This is a genomic window from Dorea sp. AM13-35 (assembly GCF_003473885.1).
Classification (GTDB): Bacteria; Bacillota; Clostridia; order Lachnospirales; family Lachnospiraceae; genus Dorea_D; species Dorea_D hominis.
This window is the reverse complement of record NZ_QUCZ01000002.1, coordinates 137,309-155,032: the sequence shown is the minus strand read 5'-3', so window position 1 is coordinate 155,032 and position 17,724 is coordinate 137,309. Positions and strand designations below refer to the sequence as shown.

At 36.2% G+C, this 17,724-nt stretch carries 13 protein-coding genes and 1 pseudogene; 10 read left to right on the top strand and 4 right to left on the bottom strand.

Annotated elements, in window-relative coordinates; translation table 11 throughout:
• Positions 1 to 5: 5 nt before the first annotated feature.
• The 3 genes from DW152_RS03665 to DW152_RS03655 all read left to right on the top strand — a co-directional run bounded on the left by DW152_RS03665 (position 6) and on the right by DW152_RS03655 (position 2,963).
• Positions 6 to 383: a TnpV protein gene (locus tag DW152_RS03665; protein ID WP_009247523.1), complete on the top strand. Its 378-nt coding sequence runs from the start codon at positions 6 to 8 to the stop codon at positions 381 to 383.
• A gap of 453 nt (positions 384 to 836) precedes the next feature.
• On the top strand, positions 837 to 2,381 hold the full coding sequence (locus DW152_RS03660) for an ATP-binding cassette domain-containing protein (protein ID WP_009247522.1): 1,545 nt from the start codon (positions 837 to 839) through the stop codon (positions 2,379 to 2,381).
• An 84-nt stretch (positions 2,382 to 2,465) separates the two neighbouring features.
• Complete coding sequence (locus DW152_RS03655; protein ID WP_009247521.1) at positions 2,466 to 2,963, top strand: nucleotidyltransferase domain-containing protein; 498 nt, start codon at positions 2,466 to 2,468, stop codon at positions 2,961 to 2,963.
• A 423-nt stretch (positions 2,964 to 3,386) separates the two neighbouring features.
• Here the strand turns inward: DW152_RS03655 and DW152_RS03650 are convergent.
• From DW152_RS03650 to DW152_RS03630, 4 genes and pseudogenes are all read right to left on the bottom strand, one after another.
• Positions 3,387 to 3,714, bottom strand: a pseudogene (locus tag DW152_RS03650) (transposase); the annotation flags it as partial.
• A 230-nt stretch (positions 3,715 to 3,944) separates the two neighbouring features.
• Positions 3,945 to 5,138 (bottom strand): site-specific integrase, encoded by a 1,194-nt coding sequence (locus tag DW152_RS03640; protein WP_118287973.1) that lies wholly within the window; start codon positions 5,136 to 5,138, stop codon positions 3,945 to 3,947.
• A 78-nt stretch (positions 5,139 to 5,216) separates the two neighbouring features.
• A complete protein-coding gene (locus tag DW152_RS03635; protein WP_002610247.1) occupies positions 5,217 to 5,420 on the bottom strand; it encodes an excisionase in 204 nt (67 codons plus the stop codon).
• Positions 5,420 to 6,481 carry a replication initiation factor domain-containing protein gene (locus DW152_RS03630; RefSeq protein WP_268885626.1) on the bottom strand — a complete coding sequence of 354 codons (1,062 nt, stop codon included), beginning with the start codon at positions 6,479 to 6,481 and terminating at the stop codon, positions 5,420 to 5,422. Before DW152_RS03630 ends, DW152_RS03635 begins: the two co-directional genes overlap by 1 nt.
• Before the next feature lie 494 nt (positions 6,482 to 6,975).
• Between DW152_RS03630 and DW152_RS03625 the strand changes: the two genes are divergently transcribed.
• The 7 genes from DW152_RS03625 to cas1 all read left to right on the top strand — a co-directional run bounded on the left by DW152_RS03625 (position 6,976) and on the right by cas1 (position 17,720).
• Positions 6,976 to 7,647 (top strand): helix-turn-helix domain-containing protein, encoded by a 672-nt coding sequence (locus DW152_RS03625; RefSeq protein WP_008393244.1) that lies wholly within the window; start codon positions 6,976 to 6,978, stop codon positions 7,645 to 7,647.
• 370 nt (positions 7,648 to 8,017) lie between these two features.
• Positions 8,018 to 8,632, top strand: coding sequence for a helix-turn-helix domain-containing protein (locus tag DW152_RS03615; protein ID WP_008393242.1), 615 nt, complete (start codon positions 8,018 to 8,020; stop codon positions 8,630 to 8,632).
• A 284-nt stretch (positions 8,633 to 8,916) separates the two neighbouring features.
• A complete protein-coding gene (locus DW152_RS03610) occupies positions 8,917 to 10,239 on the top strand; it encodes an MATE family efflux transporter (RefSeq protein ID WP_118287972.1) in 1,323 nt (440 codons plus the stop codon).
• Between the two features lie 8 nt (positions 10,240 to 10,247).
• Positions 10,248 to 11,117, top strand: a complete 870-nt coding sequence (locus DW152_RS03605) for an AraC family transcriptional regulator (RefSeq protein WP_118287971.1) — start codon at positions 10,248 to 10,250, stop codon at positions 11,115 to 11,117.
• A 393-nt stretch (positions 11,118 to 11,510) separates the two neighbouring features.
• The gene (locus DW152_RS03600) at positions 11,511 to 12,467 is read left to right on the top strand and encodes a hypothetical protein (RefSeq protein WP_118287970.1); all 957 of its coding nucleotides are present in this window, start codon (positions 11,511 to 11,513) and stop codon (positions 12,465 to 12,467) included.
• Between the two features lie 358 nt (positions 12,468 to 12,825).
• On the top strand, positions 12,826 to 16,851 hold the full coding sequence (cas9, locus tag DW152_RS03595) for a type II CRISPR RNA-guided endonuclease Cas9 (protein WP_118287969.1): 4,026 nt from the start codon (positions 12,826 to 12,828) through the stop codon (positions 16,849 to 16,851).
• Positions 16,848 to 17,720: a type II CRISPR-associated endonuclease Cas1 gene (gene cas1 / locus DW152_RS03590; RefSeq protein ID WP_117536955.1), complete on the top strand. Its 873-nt coding sequence runs from the start codon at positions 16,848 to 16,850 to the stop codon at positions 17,718 to 17,720. The genes cas9 and cas1 overlap by 4 nt, the downstream gene beginning before the upstream one ends.
• Positions 17,721 to 17,724 lie beyond the last annotated feature (4 nt).

Genomic DNA, 17,724 nt, shown 5'->3' with positions numbered 1-17,724 from the left:
GGAAAATGACAAAGACAATTTTTGAAGAAATGGGCGGAACTTATAGACAGGTGGGTGATTATTTATTGCCGAACATCACAGTACCAGCCGAAGAAGAAATAGAGCCGATTGGTTTATGGGGGAAACGACATGCAAGGCATTTAAAGGAACACTATAAAGTGTTATATATGAACCTGCTGACAAGCGGAAAGCTGCATAGTTATCTTGCAGAAGTCGATAAGCAAGCAGAGGATATGTTTCTTCGACTGGTAAAGGAATATGCCGACAGACAAGATGTGACGGAACAATTAAAGAAAGATAATCCCTACGAATGGATTGGAAGAATGAATAATATTCAGGCTTGTGTGAGGGAAGTTGTAGGAACGGAGTTGATTTACACATAAGCGTTTTACGGTATGGTGCTCCTGCGTTTGCTGGAGTGCTGTGGTTGTGGTTGTAAAGAGGTTGTGAAAGATTGAATTTCGTAATGGTTGGATGTATAATTAGGAAGTGAAAATTTTAATTTGCACTTCCATAAGGTGAAATGTATTGACACAAAAAATACAGTATGATAGTATTGCCATTAGAAGAAAGAAAGGCACATTTTGTGTAAGGTGAGGAAATGATTAATAGATAATTTGATTTAAGTAAGACACATATAGTTATTGAGCCTGTAGAGAATAGGTTTGTTTTGTGTACGCTTAAGTTGGATTATCGCAAGAGGCATTTCCTTTGTTTTCCTTTTGGAAAAGAAATAAGGGTCTATTTAGCGAGTCTATTTTTGCGTATGCAAAAAAGACTCGTTTTTGTGTGTTCAAAATAATAATTGGCTCAGACTTCGAAAAGGAGAAACTTTAATGTTGCAGATAAAAAAATTAAATTTAACACATAAAAAAGACCTGAGAATAATTCTTAATGATTTCAACCTTGTGCTAAATGATGGAGATAAGGCAGTTATTATTGGAGAAGAGGGAAATGGGAAATCGACATTAATGAAGTGGATATACAATCCGTCGCTTGTAGAAAACTATATAGAAGCAGATGGGGAAAGGATAATGGGACACGAACGTCTTGGTTATCTTCCGCAGGAGATGCTCGATGAAGATAAGGAAAAAACAATATACGAATATTTTTCTGAAGAGGAAATATTCTGGGAGAAAACGCCTAAAGAATTGTCTGTTATTGCGGGAAAATTTGGAATGAAAAATGATTTTTTCTACAGTAACCAGACAATGGGTAGTCTTTCAGGAGGCGAAAAAGTCAAGACACAACTTATGAGGCTTTTCATTCGCGATGTTTCTGTGCTGTTGTTGGACGAACCTTCCAATGACATCGACATTGCGACGCTTACATTACTGGAAAAAATCATAAATGACTGGAAGCACATTGTGCTTTTTATTTCACACGATGAAACGCTGATAGAGCGTACTGCCAACATGGTGATACATATCGAGCAGATTATACGAAAAACAAAGGCGAGATATACCGTGGCAAAGCTTCCCTATAGACGCTATGTGGAAGAACGGCTTCATAAATTTGAAATCCAAAAACAGCGGGCACTGAGTGACCGTAGGGAGAAAAAGATTCGCGATGAAAAATATCAAAGAGTTATGCAGAGTGTACAAGGTGCATTAAGAAGTTGTACCAGACAAGCACCGTCTGTTGCCAAAAACTTAAAGGACAAAATGCATACGGTTAAGGCAATGGAACGAAGATTTGAAAAAGAAGATGAAAATATGACTCAGATGCCGGAACAGGAAGAAGCAATCTTTGTCAAATTAGGGGATGAAAACTCACACATTCCCGCAGGAAAAACGGTCATAGAATATGAACTTTCAAAGCTTGTGACTCCGGATGGCAAAAGAATTTTAGCAGAAGGAATTCATTTAAAAATAAAAGGTTCAGAAAAAATCTGTATGATAGGAGCCAACGGGGCAGGAAAAACGACTCTTCTAAAAAAGATAGCGGAAGAACTCCTAAATCGGAATGACATTAAAGCAGAATATATGCCTCAAACTTATGAAGACCTGCTGGATTTGGATGTTACACCGGTTGATTACCTTGATAAAACAGGAGATAAAGAAGAGCGTACAAGAATTAGAACATACCTTGGTTCACTTAAATACACACCAGATGAAATGGAGCATCCGATTCGGGAGTTATCAGGCGGACAAAAGGCGAAAGTGCTTCTCTTGAGGATGAGCTTAAGTGGTGCAAATGTTCTTATTCTGGATGAACCGACAAGAAATTTTTCACCATTGTCCGGTCCGGTAATAAGAAAAATGCTCCGAGAATTTCCGGGGGCTGTCATTAGCATTTCTCACGATAGAAAGTATATTGAAGAGGTGTGCGATAAAATATATCAGCTAAATCCTAATGGATTACAGCTAATTGGTGATTGATAACAAAAAGGATGAAAGACTGACAAATTTCAGGCTTTTAGTGAGTTGGAAAGCATACAAAGATTTGAATTTGGAGGATAGATTATGGTACGTACAGAAGATGCATGTGAAATTATAAAATATGCTTTGCAAAACGAAATTAAAGTATATTTAGATGGCGGATGGGGTGTTGATGCACTTCTTAAAAGAGAATCAAGAATACACAATGATATTGATTTGTTTGTTGAACTGAAACATTATCATGATTATATTTATGTGATTAAGCAGCATGGATTTGAGGAAGTAAATACTGATTATACAACGGATGGTCATACTGTCTGGAAAGATGATAAACAAAGAATCATTGATTTACATTGTTTTGAATTTACAGATGACGGAATTGTTTATGAGGGAGATATATTTCCATCAAAAACTTTTTCCGGTATTGGAAAAGTTGGAGATATAACTGTTTCTTGTATTGAACCATTGAGTCAGGTAATGCTTCATTTGGGATATGAACACGATAAAAATGATGTGCATGATGTGATGCTGTTGTGTGAAACATTTCAAATAGCAATACCAGATGAATATAAGGAAAAGTAAAATTTCAGTTTTGTGTTGAATCTCTAAGCAAAATAGCTTATAATTTGACATGCTACATATAGTTATTATCCACAGTTATCGAGTAGGTGTTATCAATGCCGATAACAAAATGATAACATTAGCTCGTATAGGCAGGATAATATGGATATATCAAATAATCAAAAGAACGAGAAACATTACAGAGAATAATTCCTAAACAAAAAGCGTTAGTCTTTGTAGAGTTTGAGTAGCTTGAAAAATCGCGGAAAAGCCCATAAATAAAGGCTTTGCAGAGTGTGAACAGCCTATTGTGGCAACGATATGGCAGCACCAACAAATTTTAGACCTATTTATATGAATAAAACCTTACTGATTTTGAGGAGTCAGTAAGGTTTTTTGTAGCAGACGTCAAAAACGTCCTTCTCATCATGCATATAGATTCTGTTATTCTGGGAGTCGTCCCTCATACATAATGCTGAGTTCACCGTAGACCCGTCCCCAGTTTCTAATGCTCATAGTCCATTTTTTTTGTGGCTTCAAAAGTTGCCAGATACAGGGCTTTCAGGAATGCTGTATCACTTGGAAATACGCTTCTCTGACGGTTGAGCTTACGGTAGGTAGAATTCAGACTTTCAATTGCATTGGTCGTGTAAATAACCTTTCCGACATCCGGTGAAAACTTGAAAATCGGCGTTATTGCATCCCAGTTATCATACCAGTGTTTCATAGAATTCGGGTATTTTGCGGTCCATTTTTCAGTAACACGATCTAGTACTTTTTAAGATAAAGTAGAAATAGTGCAATTTTCACAGGATATTATACAAGAATTATCATAAATCATATATGTCTTTTTGACTATCTTTTTATATCTTCTTAAATGTCCGCAAAGCCTTATTTTATAGGCTCTACGGGCATTTTGCTTTTGTGGTGAACCTCACATATCTAGGTCTATCTTCTTATATTTTCGCTATCAAGCGTGGTTAAAATCGTGGTAAATACTTCTTATGCGATTAGACGCTGAACCTCTGATTTTGCGGTATCTATGGACGCATGAGCATACCAGTTCATTGTGATACTGATGTTTGAATGTCCCATGATATACTGTAAATCTTTCGGGTTCATGTTCTTGCTTGCCAGTCTTGTGCAGAACGTATGGCGTAGCGTATGTGGTGTGATATGTGGCAAGGGGTTATCCTTGTGGTGTTTGTTATATTTCTTTACCATACGGACAAATAAGGCGTTGTAATCAATCGCAACTTTAGGATTGCCTTTCGGATTGACGAACAGAAAATCTTTGTATCCGTCTATCTCTATCAGTTTCCCTTTTGTGCGTTTCCTTATGACCCGTTGAAATGCCTGTATCGTTTCTCTGCTTAATGGCACTTGCCTTGTTCCACTCTTTGTCTTAGGCGTTTCAATATAATAGCCCTGTTCCTTGCTCTTTAATAACTGGTGGTCGATAACCACAACCTCATTCTTGAAATCAATATCGGCTACTGTCAGTCCGCACAGTTCCGAGATACGAAGTCCTGTCTTTAACAGTATCAGCACATCATCATAATACTTGTGATACACGTTATCCGTCTTGATGAATGACAGTAAGGCTTGTTCCTGTTCCTCTGTCAATGCTACTTTCTCTTTGGTATCATTTTCTATGATTTCACTTAACTTGAAATTAAAAGGGTTTTTCCTTACACAATCGTCTTGTATGGCGATATAGAATGACGCTTTTAACGAGCGTTTATGGTTGTTAATGGTGTTATAGGAAAAGCCTTTATCTTTCATGCGTAACGCCCATTCCTTAGCGTCAGAGGGTTTTATCGTATCAATGCTCCTAGCACCTAACTTGTCCTCTTTCAATAACCGCATGAGTTGTTCCCGTTGTTTCTGTGTGCTTTTCTTCACATTTGCCCTCTGTGCGTTCTGTTTGGCGTAGAGTTGGCAAAGCGTCATTTTCTTGCCTGTGCTGTCGATACCGTCCTCAATATCCCGTCTTATCTGCTGTTCCAGTTCACGAAGTGAGGGTTTTTCCCGTTTTTCCTTTGGTGTCGGGTCTGTGGGTGTCAATCTCCAAGCATACACATATTTTGTGTTTCCAAATGCGTCTACATATTTATATAAGTATTTTCCGTCTGTTCGTTGGCTCTCTCCAGTATGCAGGATACGTCCTTTACTATCCCGTCTTTTTTCTTTCATGGTGTCTGCTCCTTTCCTTGTTGGAAAGAGCCTTGATATGACTTGTATTCATCATAACACATACAAGGCTCATTTGCATTAGATTGCGTCCAATTTATCAATGACCTTTTCAAACTGTCGGCGTTTAATCTGTATGCGGTTGCCATTCATAATGAGCCAGCCAGCGTCCTTGTTTTCCTCTGCCAAGCGTCTTAACTTGTTTTCTCCGATACGGAAATACTTTGACGCTTCTTCAATGGTAAGGGTGTATTTTTCCCATACGGGAATGTCGTTGTTATTCATCAGATACCCCCTTTCCCATGTTTCGTGTCATACTGGATATAGGGGATAAGGTCGGTGCGGTCTATCCTCTGTAAGTGGGCGGTTAATTTACTGGAAAGGGAACTGCTGTATCTTGCCCTGTCAAGCATAGTTCCCACTTTTTCCAGTCCACCTAATGCATCATGTTCTTCTAAGAAATAAAAACTTTTGACAGCAGAAATCACGCCACCCTCTGTGAGCCATTGCTGTGTTTCCTCAAGGGAATTATGTAGTTTCGGTACTTGCAGTTTCAAGACTTCCACAGCCCCTAAAAATCGTTCCCAAAACCGACACGTTTTCCATCTGCTCTTATTACTTTCATTTCTGTTTGGCACGACAAAGCGTAGGTTGTTTGCTAATAGCCCGAAAGCCAGTTCCCCAAGTTCCAACGGTCTGTCTTTGAATGTCATGGCAAAAACATGAGCCTTATCATCACGCAGTTGCATTTCTGTCCGTTTCCAACTGCCGACTTCATCAAGTGTCTTATTATGTTTTGAACAGACTTCCTTATCCTTATCATAAAAGCGGTAGGATAATCCCGATTTACCAGCACCGATATAAACAGTCTTTGCGGTGTCGAAATCATCAAACTTGCTTTCGTCAAAGTGGTAGCCCTCACTATTAGAAATAAATTCCTCTTTTTCGCATTTCTTCTTTATCTGCTCTATGGTAAAGAATGGCTTTTCGTTCTTATCATCAATGGCAATATCAAGTCTTGTGAAATGAAAGTTATCCAGTCCGTATCTTCGCTCACAGCGTCGAAACATATCCCCAAAGGTATAATTCCTACTGTCGAGAATACGGAAAATATCATCACAACCTCTGCCAGTCATAACAAGATAACAGCCTAGCCCCTGTGGGTTATCCTCTGTCTTTCTTGCGTCCCCCGATACATAAATATCTCCAATCTGCCAGCGTGCTTGATAAGTCTTGAATTTTATCATTGCTGGATAAACATTGAAAATGTCAGTCGGTAAATCTAAAATGTGCATGATTATATCTTCAGCGGTTGCCGTTTCAAATACAATGCTGATGTAATCAATCTTAACGGATAAATTTTTGTGTGTAGTTATAGTGCATTGCTCCTTTCGTATGCCCCGTTTTTTGCGGGTAAAAATCGTGTTTTTTCCTTTATTTATCACAGTTTCTAGGTACTATGACATGTATACGCAGGGCGGTGTTACATATACGCCCTTTATGAACGCCTAAAGGCGTTCCCTTTCTTCCTGTGTCTGATCCGTTCTTAACGCTCACGAGCCTTGTAAGACTCGTGGCTAAACGGAACAGCCCCAGTCAGAAACCTTATTTTCGGTCTGATAGTCCATGCTTATTCATGCTATCAAAATGAAAATACATCTTTTCTATGCTTACTCAAGCGTGTGATTGACCCTAGCGTGCTTAATCACCCTATCTAATACGATAATAACGCCATTAGAATTACTTGTCAAGAAGTTTTGATTGACTTTTTGATAAATATTAAGTATGATATGCTTATAAACACCGAGAAAAGCAACGAAAGGAGCGGTTATACTAAGTTATGGAACATTATGAAAAGAAAATCAGTTTCTTAGGAGAGAATATACAGACCATAAGAAAACACAGAGGAATGAAACAACAGGAACTTGCGGATAAAATCGGTATCAATATGCAGAGCCTTTCCAAGATTGAACGGGGTGTGAATTATCCTACCTTTGACACATTAGAAAAGATAATGGACGTGCTGGGAGTAACGCCCAATGAATTATTATCAGGAGAATGGAAGTATATTGACCACACCGAACCATATATCATGGATATTATCAAACGGGAACAGGACTTCAATGTTTCCTTAGATTATCTGTCTGAAAATGAATTTTTCAATGATGAAAAAGAATGCAGATTTTACATGGAAACCAAACTCATACAGTATATTCATAACTACATTACCAATGAGGTTACGGAGTTAGAAGAACTTATGGAAATCAAGCAGTTGATACAACGTCAAAAAATAGAACGCATGATGAAAGTACATAAGGAAATGCGAGGGTTAGACCGATACAGAGAACAGCCCAAAGAGTATAAATACCATGACCCTTATGATGACTGGATATTCCGTCAACTTGCGGACATAGACAGCAGAAATAACATTCCCGACACTTCGCCACAGTTAGATTTTGATGAAACGGACTATGAAGATTATCTGAAAGAGAAATGGAACAGAGGTCTTTAATTTTCCTCTTGAATGAAAGATACAGCAAACAAAAAGCCCAGTAAAGAGTGCAAAGCACCACCAATGGTGGCAAGGCTCTTGACAGGGCTTTTTCTTTTCTGTGGTTGGTAATCAAGAGGAAGAAAGAAAAAGTGTGTATTTTTCAAGACAGAAAAATGTCAAGGGGGGGTGTGCTGATTTTTGTTGTGGCGGATATATGGAACTGTTATAATATGGATATGTTTAAATTACGTTATAAGCAAGAATATTCTGCTGATTTGTCAAAAAACATCATTGCAACTGCCAGTTGACATATTTCCATATCTAAATGGTGGCTATGCAACTGATAATATTGCTAAAATTACACCATGAAAGAAAGGAGTGTTAGCTAATGAATATGGCAGACAGAATACAATATTTAAGGAAATCAAAAGGAATATCACAAGAGGAACTTGCGGATAAAGTTGGAGTTTCAAGGCAGGCTGTTTCCAAATGGGAAAGTGAACAAAGTACGCCTGACTTAGAAAAAATAATTATAATGAGTGATTTTTTTGGAGTAACAACTGACTATATCCTAAAGGGAATTGAACCAGTAGCAGACAAAGAACAAAAAAATAAAGAGCTTACGAGTAAGGTACTTTATATATCATCAACAGCTTTTGTTGCTATTGGGCTGTTTTGTGCATTTGGTAATTGGTATGCAGAACAAACAATGGAAGCAGTTTGGGGTTCAATGATTATTCAAGCTATAGGGATTGTTGGATATTTTATAGCGAGAATACTATCGGAAGAAAAATCCCCCTTTTATGTAAATTGGCTTAATATAATCGGAGTTGCTTTTATGCCTATTTCTATGATTACAGGATATATTTCAGGATTGGTTTTCAAACTAGAAGGGTGGATTGCACCTTATCCGATAGGAATATTTCATACTTTAGTTTTCGTGTTAGTATTCTTTGTAGTTGTGATTGCAAGCTATATTATTCTAAAGAAACAAACAAAATAGTGATTACCTTTATTTTGCAAAAGCAGTTAGTCTTAGGATTGACTGCTTATTAATAAAAGACACCACTTCAATGTGTCAATGGTGTCTTTTTAGTGCTATTTTATCGTCATATCAAGGCTCGTTTAATCGTGGTATATTCGTGGTAAAATGAGTGTTTTTCTATACTTCGAAAAGCTTGAAAGTGTAATATTTATAGGGATAATCAAAAATCAGATATAAAGTTTACATAGAAATATATTGTATTATTGATATAGTATTCTTGAATTGTATGTGAGGAGAAAACTATGGCAGCTGAAAGAAAAACATTAACACAGTTATCTGTGCCAATATGCTTAGAAACTTTATTTTATATGCTTTCAGGTATGGTCGATACGCTTATGCTATCATCTGTAAGCGACCAGGCTGTAGGAGCAGTGGGAACAGCAAATACATATATAGGTGTTTTTATTATCATGTTCGGCGTAATATCGTCGGGTATGATAGCTGTTATGTCACAAAATATCGGAGCCGGAAGACCGGGGATAGCGTATCAGGCAAGACAACTTGGACTTATATTCAATGCATTGATAGGTATCGTAATGTCTGTAATTCTTGCTACTTTTTCTGGTGGGATACTTCGAATCGTAAGTATTGCTCCGGCTTTGCTTGAGCCGGCTGAAATATATCTTAGAATTGTTGGCGGCGCATGTTTTTTAAATGCACTGATTCCTATTTTCTCCAGTTATTTGAGAGTGTTTGGATATACAAAACATTCTTTGATAGGAACTGTTGTTGGAAATGTTCTCAATATAATACTTAATTCAGTATTCTTATTTGTATTCAACTGGGGTGTAATGGGAGTTGCTGTTGCCACGGTTATTTCAAGAGTTGTAAATCTTATTATTGTAGTAGGTATGGGGGCTGTGCTTATAAAAGCAAAACAGAGTCCTGAGCGAATTGCATCAAGAAAGATATTTGCGCAGATTGTTAAGATTGGTTTTCCTTCTGCGCTTGAAACAGCACTTTACAACATCGCAATGACCTTTATTGTGCGTTTTATGAATCAGATGGATGTGGATGGAATGAATGTTACAGCACGCTCATATGCTGTACAGATTGCAAATTTTTCATATTGTGTGGGAGCTGCCCTTGCTCAGGCAAATGCAATTATGACTGGTTGGAGAATTGGAGCAAAAGAGTTTGAGGAATGTAAAAGGGGAACGAGAAAAGCTGCGATATACGGTATCATCACAGCGACCTGTTTTTCCGTGACATTTGCATTGGCAGGACATTTTATCGTGCATATATTTACTGATGATACACAGATGATAAATCTTGTGGTAAAGTTGTTAATAGTAGATGTCTTTCTTGAATTTGGAAGGGTAACAAACCTTGTATATGGTCAGGCATTAAAAACGAGTGGAGACGCACTTTTCCCGGTTATACTAGGTGCAATATTTATGTATTTGTTTGCAGTTGGCGGAACTTATTTTCTCGGAATACACATGGGACTTCTGGCTGTAGGATCACATATTGCTATGGCAGGTGACGAATGTGCGAGAGCTGTGGGAATGGTACTTAGATGGAAGAGTGGAAAATGGAAAAGTAAAGGTCTTATAGAAGTATAGGAGAGATTATGTACTTTGAATTAAAGGAAAATAAACCGCATGGTACAAAGGATGATCCGTTTAGTACATATTATATAAAAAATGAGGGACGATCATTTCAGATACCGGTACATTGGCATGATGAACTGGAAATTATATATGTAAAAAGTGGGTTTTTGACTGTAAGTATATCAGGAGAAAATTACATTGGAACCCCCGGGGATGCTTTTGTAGTGTCGCCGGGCAATCTGCATTTCATGGGTTCACAGACTGGAGAAGTGGATTATTTTACTTTCCTTTTTCCACTTGAATATATCTCTTTTTGCACAGATGACATGTTAGATGATAAATTGCTTACTCCATTAAAAAATGGTCATTTGATGATAAGACCAAGGATCAAGGATGCAGCAAAAGAGTTGTGTGAGCAGTTGGCCGAAATATATATGGCAAAAAATGATGAAAAGAAGTTGGAAATAGCTGTTCAGATAAAGACAAAAATAATTCTTTTACAATTTATTCTTCACATGTGGGAGAATGGATTTATAATCGAAAATGATAAAAGTGGAAGAAATACTGTAGAAAAAGAGATGATTTCATACATACAGCAGAGTTTTACAGGGGAGATATCATTAAAGGAATTTGGGGAACAGTTCCATCTTTCTGAAAAATATGTATCGCAATATTTTAAAGAACATTTTCATATTACGCTTTCAAAATATGTTACATATTTGCGGTTGGAGCATGCAAAACAGTTGTTACAAAATTCGGACATTCCAGTTACAGAGGTTGCAATGCTCAGTGGCTATCAGAATATAAGTTATTTTATCAGAAGCTTCAAAAAAACATACGGAGTGTCTCCGTTAAAATATAGAAAAAATGAGCCGAGTACATGGATTTAGCGGAGTGTGAAAGAAACATAAACGATGTTACAAACAAAAGGTTAGGGAACAACTGAAAGGGAGTTTCCTAACCTTTTGTTGTATAGAGCTATTATCAGTCTGCTCAATCAATAAATAATCAGGCAATTAAAGAAACTTAAATAACTTTAAATAAACTTAAATAAACCAGCAGGTGCTTTTATTGTACACCTCTTTTGTTATTCTATAGCTATCAAAGAAACACGACATGCCGGAGAGCCGGTCACAATAGCAAGGAGAGTGGCAAATATGAAAGGTTATACAACAGCACAGGGATATATGGGATATGTAGACGGAAGTTATATGTTATTCGCAAGTGAGGACGATTATTTGGAATATGTAGAAGGATAAAAGGAAAGCGTTGAGGAAAATATTATGAATGAGAAACAGATAATAAAATTGATTGGTGCAAGTATTTTTGCAGTGTTATTTCTTTGGGGAGTGTATGTATTTTCCGGATATTACAGCCAGTGGCAGGAAAAGAAAGCGCAGCAGGAGCAGCACGCAAGAGAGCAGATGGCAGAACAATATATGTCATCTTATACAGAGAAGCTGCAGAAGACACTTGAAAAAGCCGGACTGGAAGGTGTGGAGGTTTTGTATCAGTATGACAAATATTCGGGATCGACGCCGGAGTATGATGAATATGGCAGAGAAATAGAAGATGATGAGGATGAAGACAGTGCTATCTGCGATGAAGATGGTGATTATCCATTTTCGTACAGTGTTGAGTTTACATGTGTGAAGTTGGATGAAATTTATAATGAAAACAAAAGCTATAAAGAAGTCTGTAATTATATGAAGCCGGCATATGATATACTGCAAACATCCCAGGTAGAGCGAAAGTTTCTTAACTACAAAAACGACAGGAATGTGGTTGTGTATACGAACGTCTCTGATAAGATGGACATAAAGACGAAAGCTGGATGGTATATTCTTACGAAAAAGGGAGACGATGAGTACATTTTGACAGATTCAAAGAGACAGCAGTTGTATGCAGATGAGGCAGAAGAAGATGATTATGACGATGCAGATGAGTACGAGGATACAGATGAGAATGATGAAGATGACAGTGACGCGAGCGGCGGTCCTGTTATAAAAGCTGGAGGAAGACTCATGGGAGAATCTGATTCGAAAGACACGTCTGACAGCGATAATGATACGACGAGTTCTAAGAACACACAAAAGAAGAAAAAATATGATCCGTATGACGTGTATGATTATGATGATCCAGACGATTTTGCTGATGAGTGGGCAGAAGAATTTGGAGATGGAGATTACGACAATGGGTATGATGATGCATATGATTACTGGGAGGAGAAGAACAGGTAGGGGAATTATTATTTTGTGATAAGTTTTTAATAAATAAAGTGCTTGCATAAAAATAGAAATATATAATATAATTTATTTACGAAAACAAATTTGCTATTTGGACAGAACGAACGGAGAGTAAAAACAGCAGTTATAGCAGTTTTTACTCTCCGTTCTGCTATTGATAAATAAAAAAGAGCTTGCATAGCAAGCTCATCCACACACTGTGGGTCACATCAAAGTGACGATTTGAATAAATTCTTATTTGAACTTATGATGTAAAGTCTAATATGGTACTAAACTTGTCTTTAGTATAGAGAATATTGGAAATAAAGTCAATATAAAATAAACAATTAATAAAGCAAAAGGGAGGAAAACAATGGATGGTAATTACTATTTAGGTCTGGACATGGGTACTAGTTCTTGCGGATGGAGTGTTACAGATGAAGAATACCATGTTTTAAGAAGACATGGGAAAGCATTATGGGGAGTGCGTCTATTTGAAGGTGCTAAGACAGCAGAAGAAAGGCGTATGCACAGGACAGGCAGAAGAAGACTGGACAGACGAGGTTGGAGAATTAATATACTGCAGGAGTTATTTGCAGAAGAAGTCAGTAAGATCGATCCGGGATTTTTTTTGAGAATGAAAGAAAGTAAGTATTATCCGGAAGATAAAAGAGACATAAACGGGGAGCGTCCAGAGCTTCCATATGCATTATTTGTTGATCCTGAGTTCACAGATAAAGATTATCATAGAGAGTTTCCAACGATTTACCATTTGAGAAAATGGCTGATGGAGACAAAAGAAGTACCAGATATTCGATTGGTTTATCTGGCACTGCATCATATGATAAAACACAGGGGACATTTCTTGTTATCGGGAGACATAGAGCAGGTTAAAGAGTTTAAAAATACATTTGAAACATTTATCCAGAATGTTAAGGATGAAGAACTGGACTTTGATTTAGAAATAACAGAAGAGAAAATATTGTATATTGAGGAAGTTTTAAGTAATAAGAATATATTAAAATCAACAAAGAAAAGCAGACTGGTAAAAGAACTTGGTGCCAGGACAAAGTGCGAAAAGGCGGTGATTACTCTTCTGACTGGTGGAACAGCTAAATTGAGTGACATTTTTGCAAATGAAGAGTTGGATGAAAATGAACGACCTAAGATCTCATTTGCTGACAATGGATACGATGAGTATATAGATTCTGTAGAGGCAGAACTTGGAGAACAGTTTTATATTATTGCATCGGCAAAAGCTGTCTATGACTGGTCTGTATTAACAGATATTCTGGATAGATGCACTTCTATTTCCGAAGCAAAGATTAAAGTATATGAAAAACATAAAGCAGACCTTCGCTTATTAAAGGAAGTGGTAAGAGAAAATTTTTCTAAAGATATTTATAAGAAAATATTTGTTGTGTCAGATGCCAAACTTGCCAATTATCCAGCCTACATTGGAATGACGAAAGTGAATGGTAAAAAGACTGCATTGGGAGGGAAGCAATGCAGTCAGGAAGACTTTTTGAAATATCTGAATAAAACAATTGTGGAAAAACTGCCAGAGAGTGAAGAAAAGACATATTTGAAAAATGAAATAGAGACGGATCAATTTTTGCCGAGACAGGTTACAAAAGATAATGGAGTATTGCCATACCAGATTCATAAGTATGAATTACAGAAGATTTTGGATAACCTTAGTGCTCGTATCCCGGTGATTGCTGAAAATAAAGAGAAATTAATACAGCTATTTACTTTCAGAATTCCATATTATGTCGGACCGTTAAATAAAGTAAAAGAAGAAAATGAACCGAAGTATACCTGGGCTGTAAGAAAGAGTGAAGATAAAATTTATCCGTGGAATTTTACGGATATCATAGATGTTGAGGCAAGTGCAGAAAAGTTTATAAAAAGAATGACGAATAAGTGTACATATTTGATTGGCGAGGATGTACTTCCGAAAGATTCATTACTGTATAGTAAATACAGGGTATTGAATGAATTGAATAATGTTCGCTTGGATGGAAAAGAAATATCAGTAGAATTAAAGCAAAAAATCTATGAAGGTGTATTCTGTAAAAGAAGAAAAGTACGTCAAAAAGATTTAAAGAACTTTCTGCTTAGGGAAGGAATTGCAGAAAGAGATGTTGATATTACTGGAATTGATGGAGATTTTAAGGCATCGCTGACGGCTTACCATGATTTTAAAGAAAAATTAAGCGGAATAGATTTAAAACAAAGTGAAAAGGAAGAGATAATACAGAATATTGTATTATTTGGAGATGATAAAAAGCTATTAAAACAAAGATTAGGGAAACTATTTCCAAAGCTGACAGATAAACAGAAAAGCAGTATAGCAGCTTTGTCTTATCATGGCTGGGGAAGATTTTCAAAAAAATTTTTAGAGGAGATAACCATACCAGCGCCGGAAACAGGCGAAGTATGGAATCTTATAACTGCATTATGGGAAACAAATGAAAACCTGAGTCAGTTATTAGGGAAGAAGTATCAATTCAGTGATCAAATCAAAGAGTATAATGAGGAACAAAATAATCCAACATTGTCGTATAAAACTGTAGAGGAACAATATGTATCTCCGGCAGTAAAACGTCAGATATGGCAGACGTTACAAGTGATAAAAGAAATAAAGAAAGTAATGGGAAAAGAGCCGGAGAGAATTTTTGTTGAAATGGCAAGAGAATCGCAGGAGAGTAAACGGACGGAGTCTAGAAAAAAACATTTGATGGATCTCTATAAAGTATGTAAAGAGGAAGAAAAGGAAATATATGAGAAATTAGAAAAGCATGAAGAACAACAGCTTAGGAAAGATAAATTATTTTTGTATTATACTCAGAGAGGACACTGTATGTATTCTGGAGAACGCATTGAATTTGATGATCTGTGGGATAATACGAAATATGATATTGATCATATATATCCGCAGTCCAAAACAATGGATGATAGTTTAAATAACCGCGTACTTGTAAAAAAGGAATATAATTCTAAGAAATCTGATGATTATCCAATAAATTCCGATATACAGAAAAAACAAGGTGGATTCTGGAAAAGTTTGTTAGATGGTAATTTTATTACAAAAGAAAAATATAAACGTTTAGTCAGAAAAACAGAACTTACTTCGGATGAACTGGCTGGGTTTATTGAGAGACAGATTGTTGAAACAAGACAGAGTACAAAAGTTGTTGCAGATCTATTAAAAAAAGTTATGCCGGATTCAGAAATTGTGTATGTGAAAGGCAGAAGTGTATCTAAATTCCGACAGGATTATGATTTTGTTAAAGTGCGTGATATGAACGATTTGCATCATGCAAAAGATGCATATTTAAATATTGTAGTAGGAAATGCATATTATACGAAATTTACCAAAAATGCGGTTTGGTTTATAAAAGAAAATCCGGGCAGATCATATAATTTAGAGAAAATGTTTATCCATGATATTTCCAGAAATGGAAAAGTAGCATGGAAAGCAGGAGATAAGGGAACGATAAAAACTGTTCGAAATGTAATGAATAAAAATAATATTCTTGTAACCAGAAGATCTTATGAAGAAAAGGGTGGACTGTTTGACCAGCAGATTATGAAGAAAGGAAAAGGACAGGTTCCGGTTAAAACGAGTGATGAGCGGTTACACGACATTAATAAATATGGTGGCTATAATAAGGCGGCTGGTGCATATTTTATGCTTGTCAAATCTACTGATGCAAAAGGAAATGAACAAAGGACGATAGAATTTGTTCCGATTTATAAAAAAGATTATATAGAACGGAGTAAAGAAAATGCACTGGAATATTTGCGTGAGATTATGAAAGAACGGAAATTGTCAAAGCCGGTTATTCTGATTAATAAGATCAAAATTGATACTTTATTTAAAGTAGATGGATTTTATATGTGGTTGTCCGGAAGAACAGGAAAACAATTGATTTTTAAAGGTGCAAATGAATTATTATTATCAGATGAAGAAACTAAAATACTAAAAAAGGTTATAAAATTCATAAATCGGAAAATAGAAAATAAAAATGTGAAGATTGTGGCGTTTGATGGTATAAACGAAGCAGAACTTACACATTTGTATGATGTATTTGTGAGTAAATTACAGAATACAATTTACAAAATCAGACTTGGATTGCAGGCATCAACCTTGATAGACAATAAAGGGAAGTTCGAAAAACTGAGTCTGGAAGATAAATGTACTGTATTAGCAGAAATATTACATTTATTCCAATGTCAAAGTACGATGGCTAATTTAACATTGATTTCAGGACCGGCGAAGGCTGGATCAATAAAAATAAATAATAATATAACAAAATGTAAACAAATTTCTATTATAAATCAATCTGTAACTGGAATATATGAAAAAGAGATTGATTTATTAAAACTATGAGCTGGCGTATAATTGTTATTTCTAAACGGGCAAAACTGGATCTGCAATTGGGATACATGGTTGTACGAAGTGAAGAAGTAACAAAAGTAGTATTAAGTGAAATATCAACAATTCTAATAGAATCAACAGCTGTATCATTGACTACCAGTTTATTGGCAGAATTGACGAGAAGAAAAATCAAAGTGATATTCTGTGATGAGAAGAAGAATCCTTCGTCAGAATTAATCGGCTATTACGGTAGTCATGATACAAGCAATAAAATCCGGAAACAGATTGCCTGGAAAAAGAACACAAAGGAGGCAGTATGGACGGAAATAGTAACAGAAAAGATCCGGAAACAGAAAGAATTGTTAGAAATGTTGGGAAAGGAAGAAGCGGAGCTTTTATTATCTTATTTAAAGAAAATAGTCTGGAATGATACAACTAACAGAGAAGGACATGCTGCCAAGGTTTATTTTAATGCATTATTCGGACTGGATTTTACAAGGACAGAAGACAATAATATTAATGCTGCATTAAATTACGGGTATTCTATTATCTTGTCGACATTTACAAGAGAAATAGTTGCCAATGGATATATTACGCAGTTGGGATTATTTCATGATAATATGTTTAATCAATTTAATTTAGCGTCCGATTTGATGGAGCCGTTTCGTGTTCTGGTTGATCGTGAAGTAAAACAGATGAAATTGGACAGTTTTGAGCATGATGAGAAAATGCAGTTGGTAAACATTTTGAATCAAGAAGTATCAATAGATGGAAGAATACAGTATGTAAACAATGCAATAAAGATTTATTGTAAAAGTGTGTTTGATGCTTTAAATGATGATGATAGTTCTCTGGTTCGGTTTTACAGGTTTGAGTTATAGGTTT

Coding starts and splice junctions, on each gene's coding strand:
- DW152_RS03665 (WP_009247523.1), top strand. CDS start 6: ATGACAAAGACAATTTTTGAAGAAATGGGCGGAACTTATAGACAGGTG.
- DW152_RS03640 (WP_118287973.1), bottom strand. CDS start 5,138: ATGAAAGAAAAAAGACGGGATAGTAAAGGACGTATCCTGCATACTGGA.
- cas9 (WP_118287969.1), top strand. CDS start 12,826: ATGGATGGTAATTACTATTTAGGTCTGGACATGGGTACTAGTTCTTGC.
- DW152_RS03660 (WP_009247522.1), top strand. CDS start 837: ATGTTGCAGATAAAAAAATTAAATTTAACACATAAAAAAGACCTGAGA.
- DW152_RS03610 (WP_118287972.1), top strand. CDS start 8,917: ATGGCAGCTGAAAGAAAAACATTAACACAGTTATCTGTGCCAATATGC.
- cas1 (WP_117536955.1), top strand. CDS start 16,848: ATGAGCTGGCGTATAATTGTTATTTCTAAACGGGCAAAACTGGATCTG.
- DW152_RS03655 (WP_009247521.1), top strand. CDS start 2,466: ATGGTACGTACAGAAGATGCATGTGAAATTATAAAATATGCTTTGCAA.
- DW152_RS03605 (WP_118287971.1), top strand. CDS start 10,248: ATGTACTTTGAATTAAAGGAAAATAAACCGCATGGTACAAAGGATGAT.
- DW152_RS03625 (WP_008393244.1), top strand. CDS start 6,976: ATGGAACATTATGAAAAGAAAATCAGTTTCTTAGGAGAGAATATACAG.
- DW152_RS03635 (WP_002610247.1), bottom strand. CDS start 5,420: ATGAATAACAACGACATTCCCGTATGGGAAAAATACACCCTTACCATT.
- DW152_RS03615 (WP_008393242.1), top strand. CDS start 8,018: ATGAATATGGCAGACAGAATACAATATTTAAGGAAATCAAAAGGAATA.
- DW152_RS03600 (WP_118287970.1), top strand. CDS start 11,511: ATGAATGAGAAACAGATAATAAAATTGATTGGTGCAAGTATTTTTGCA.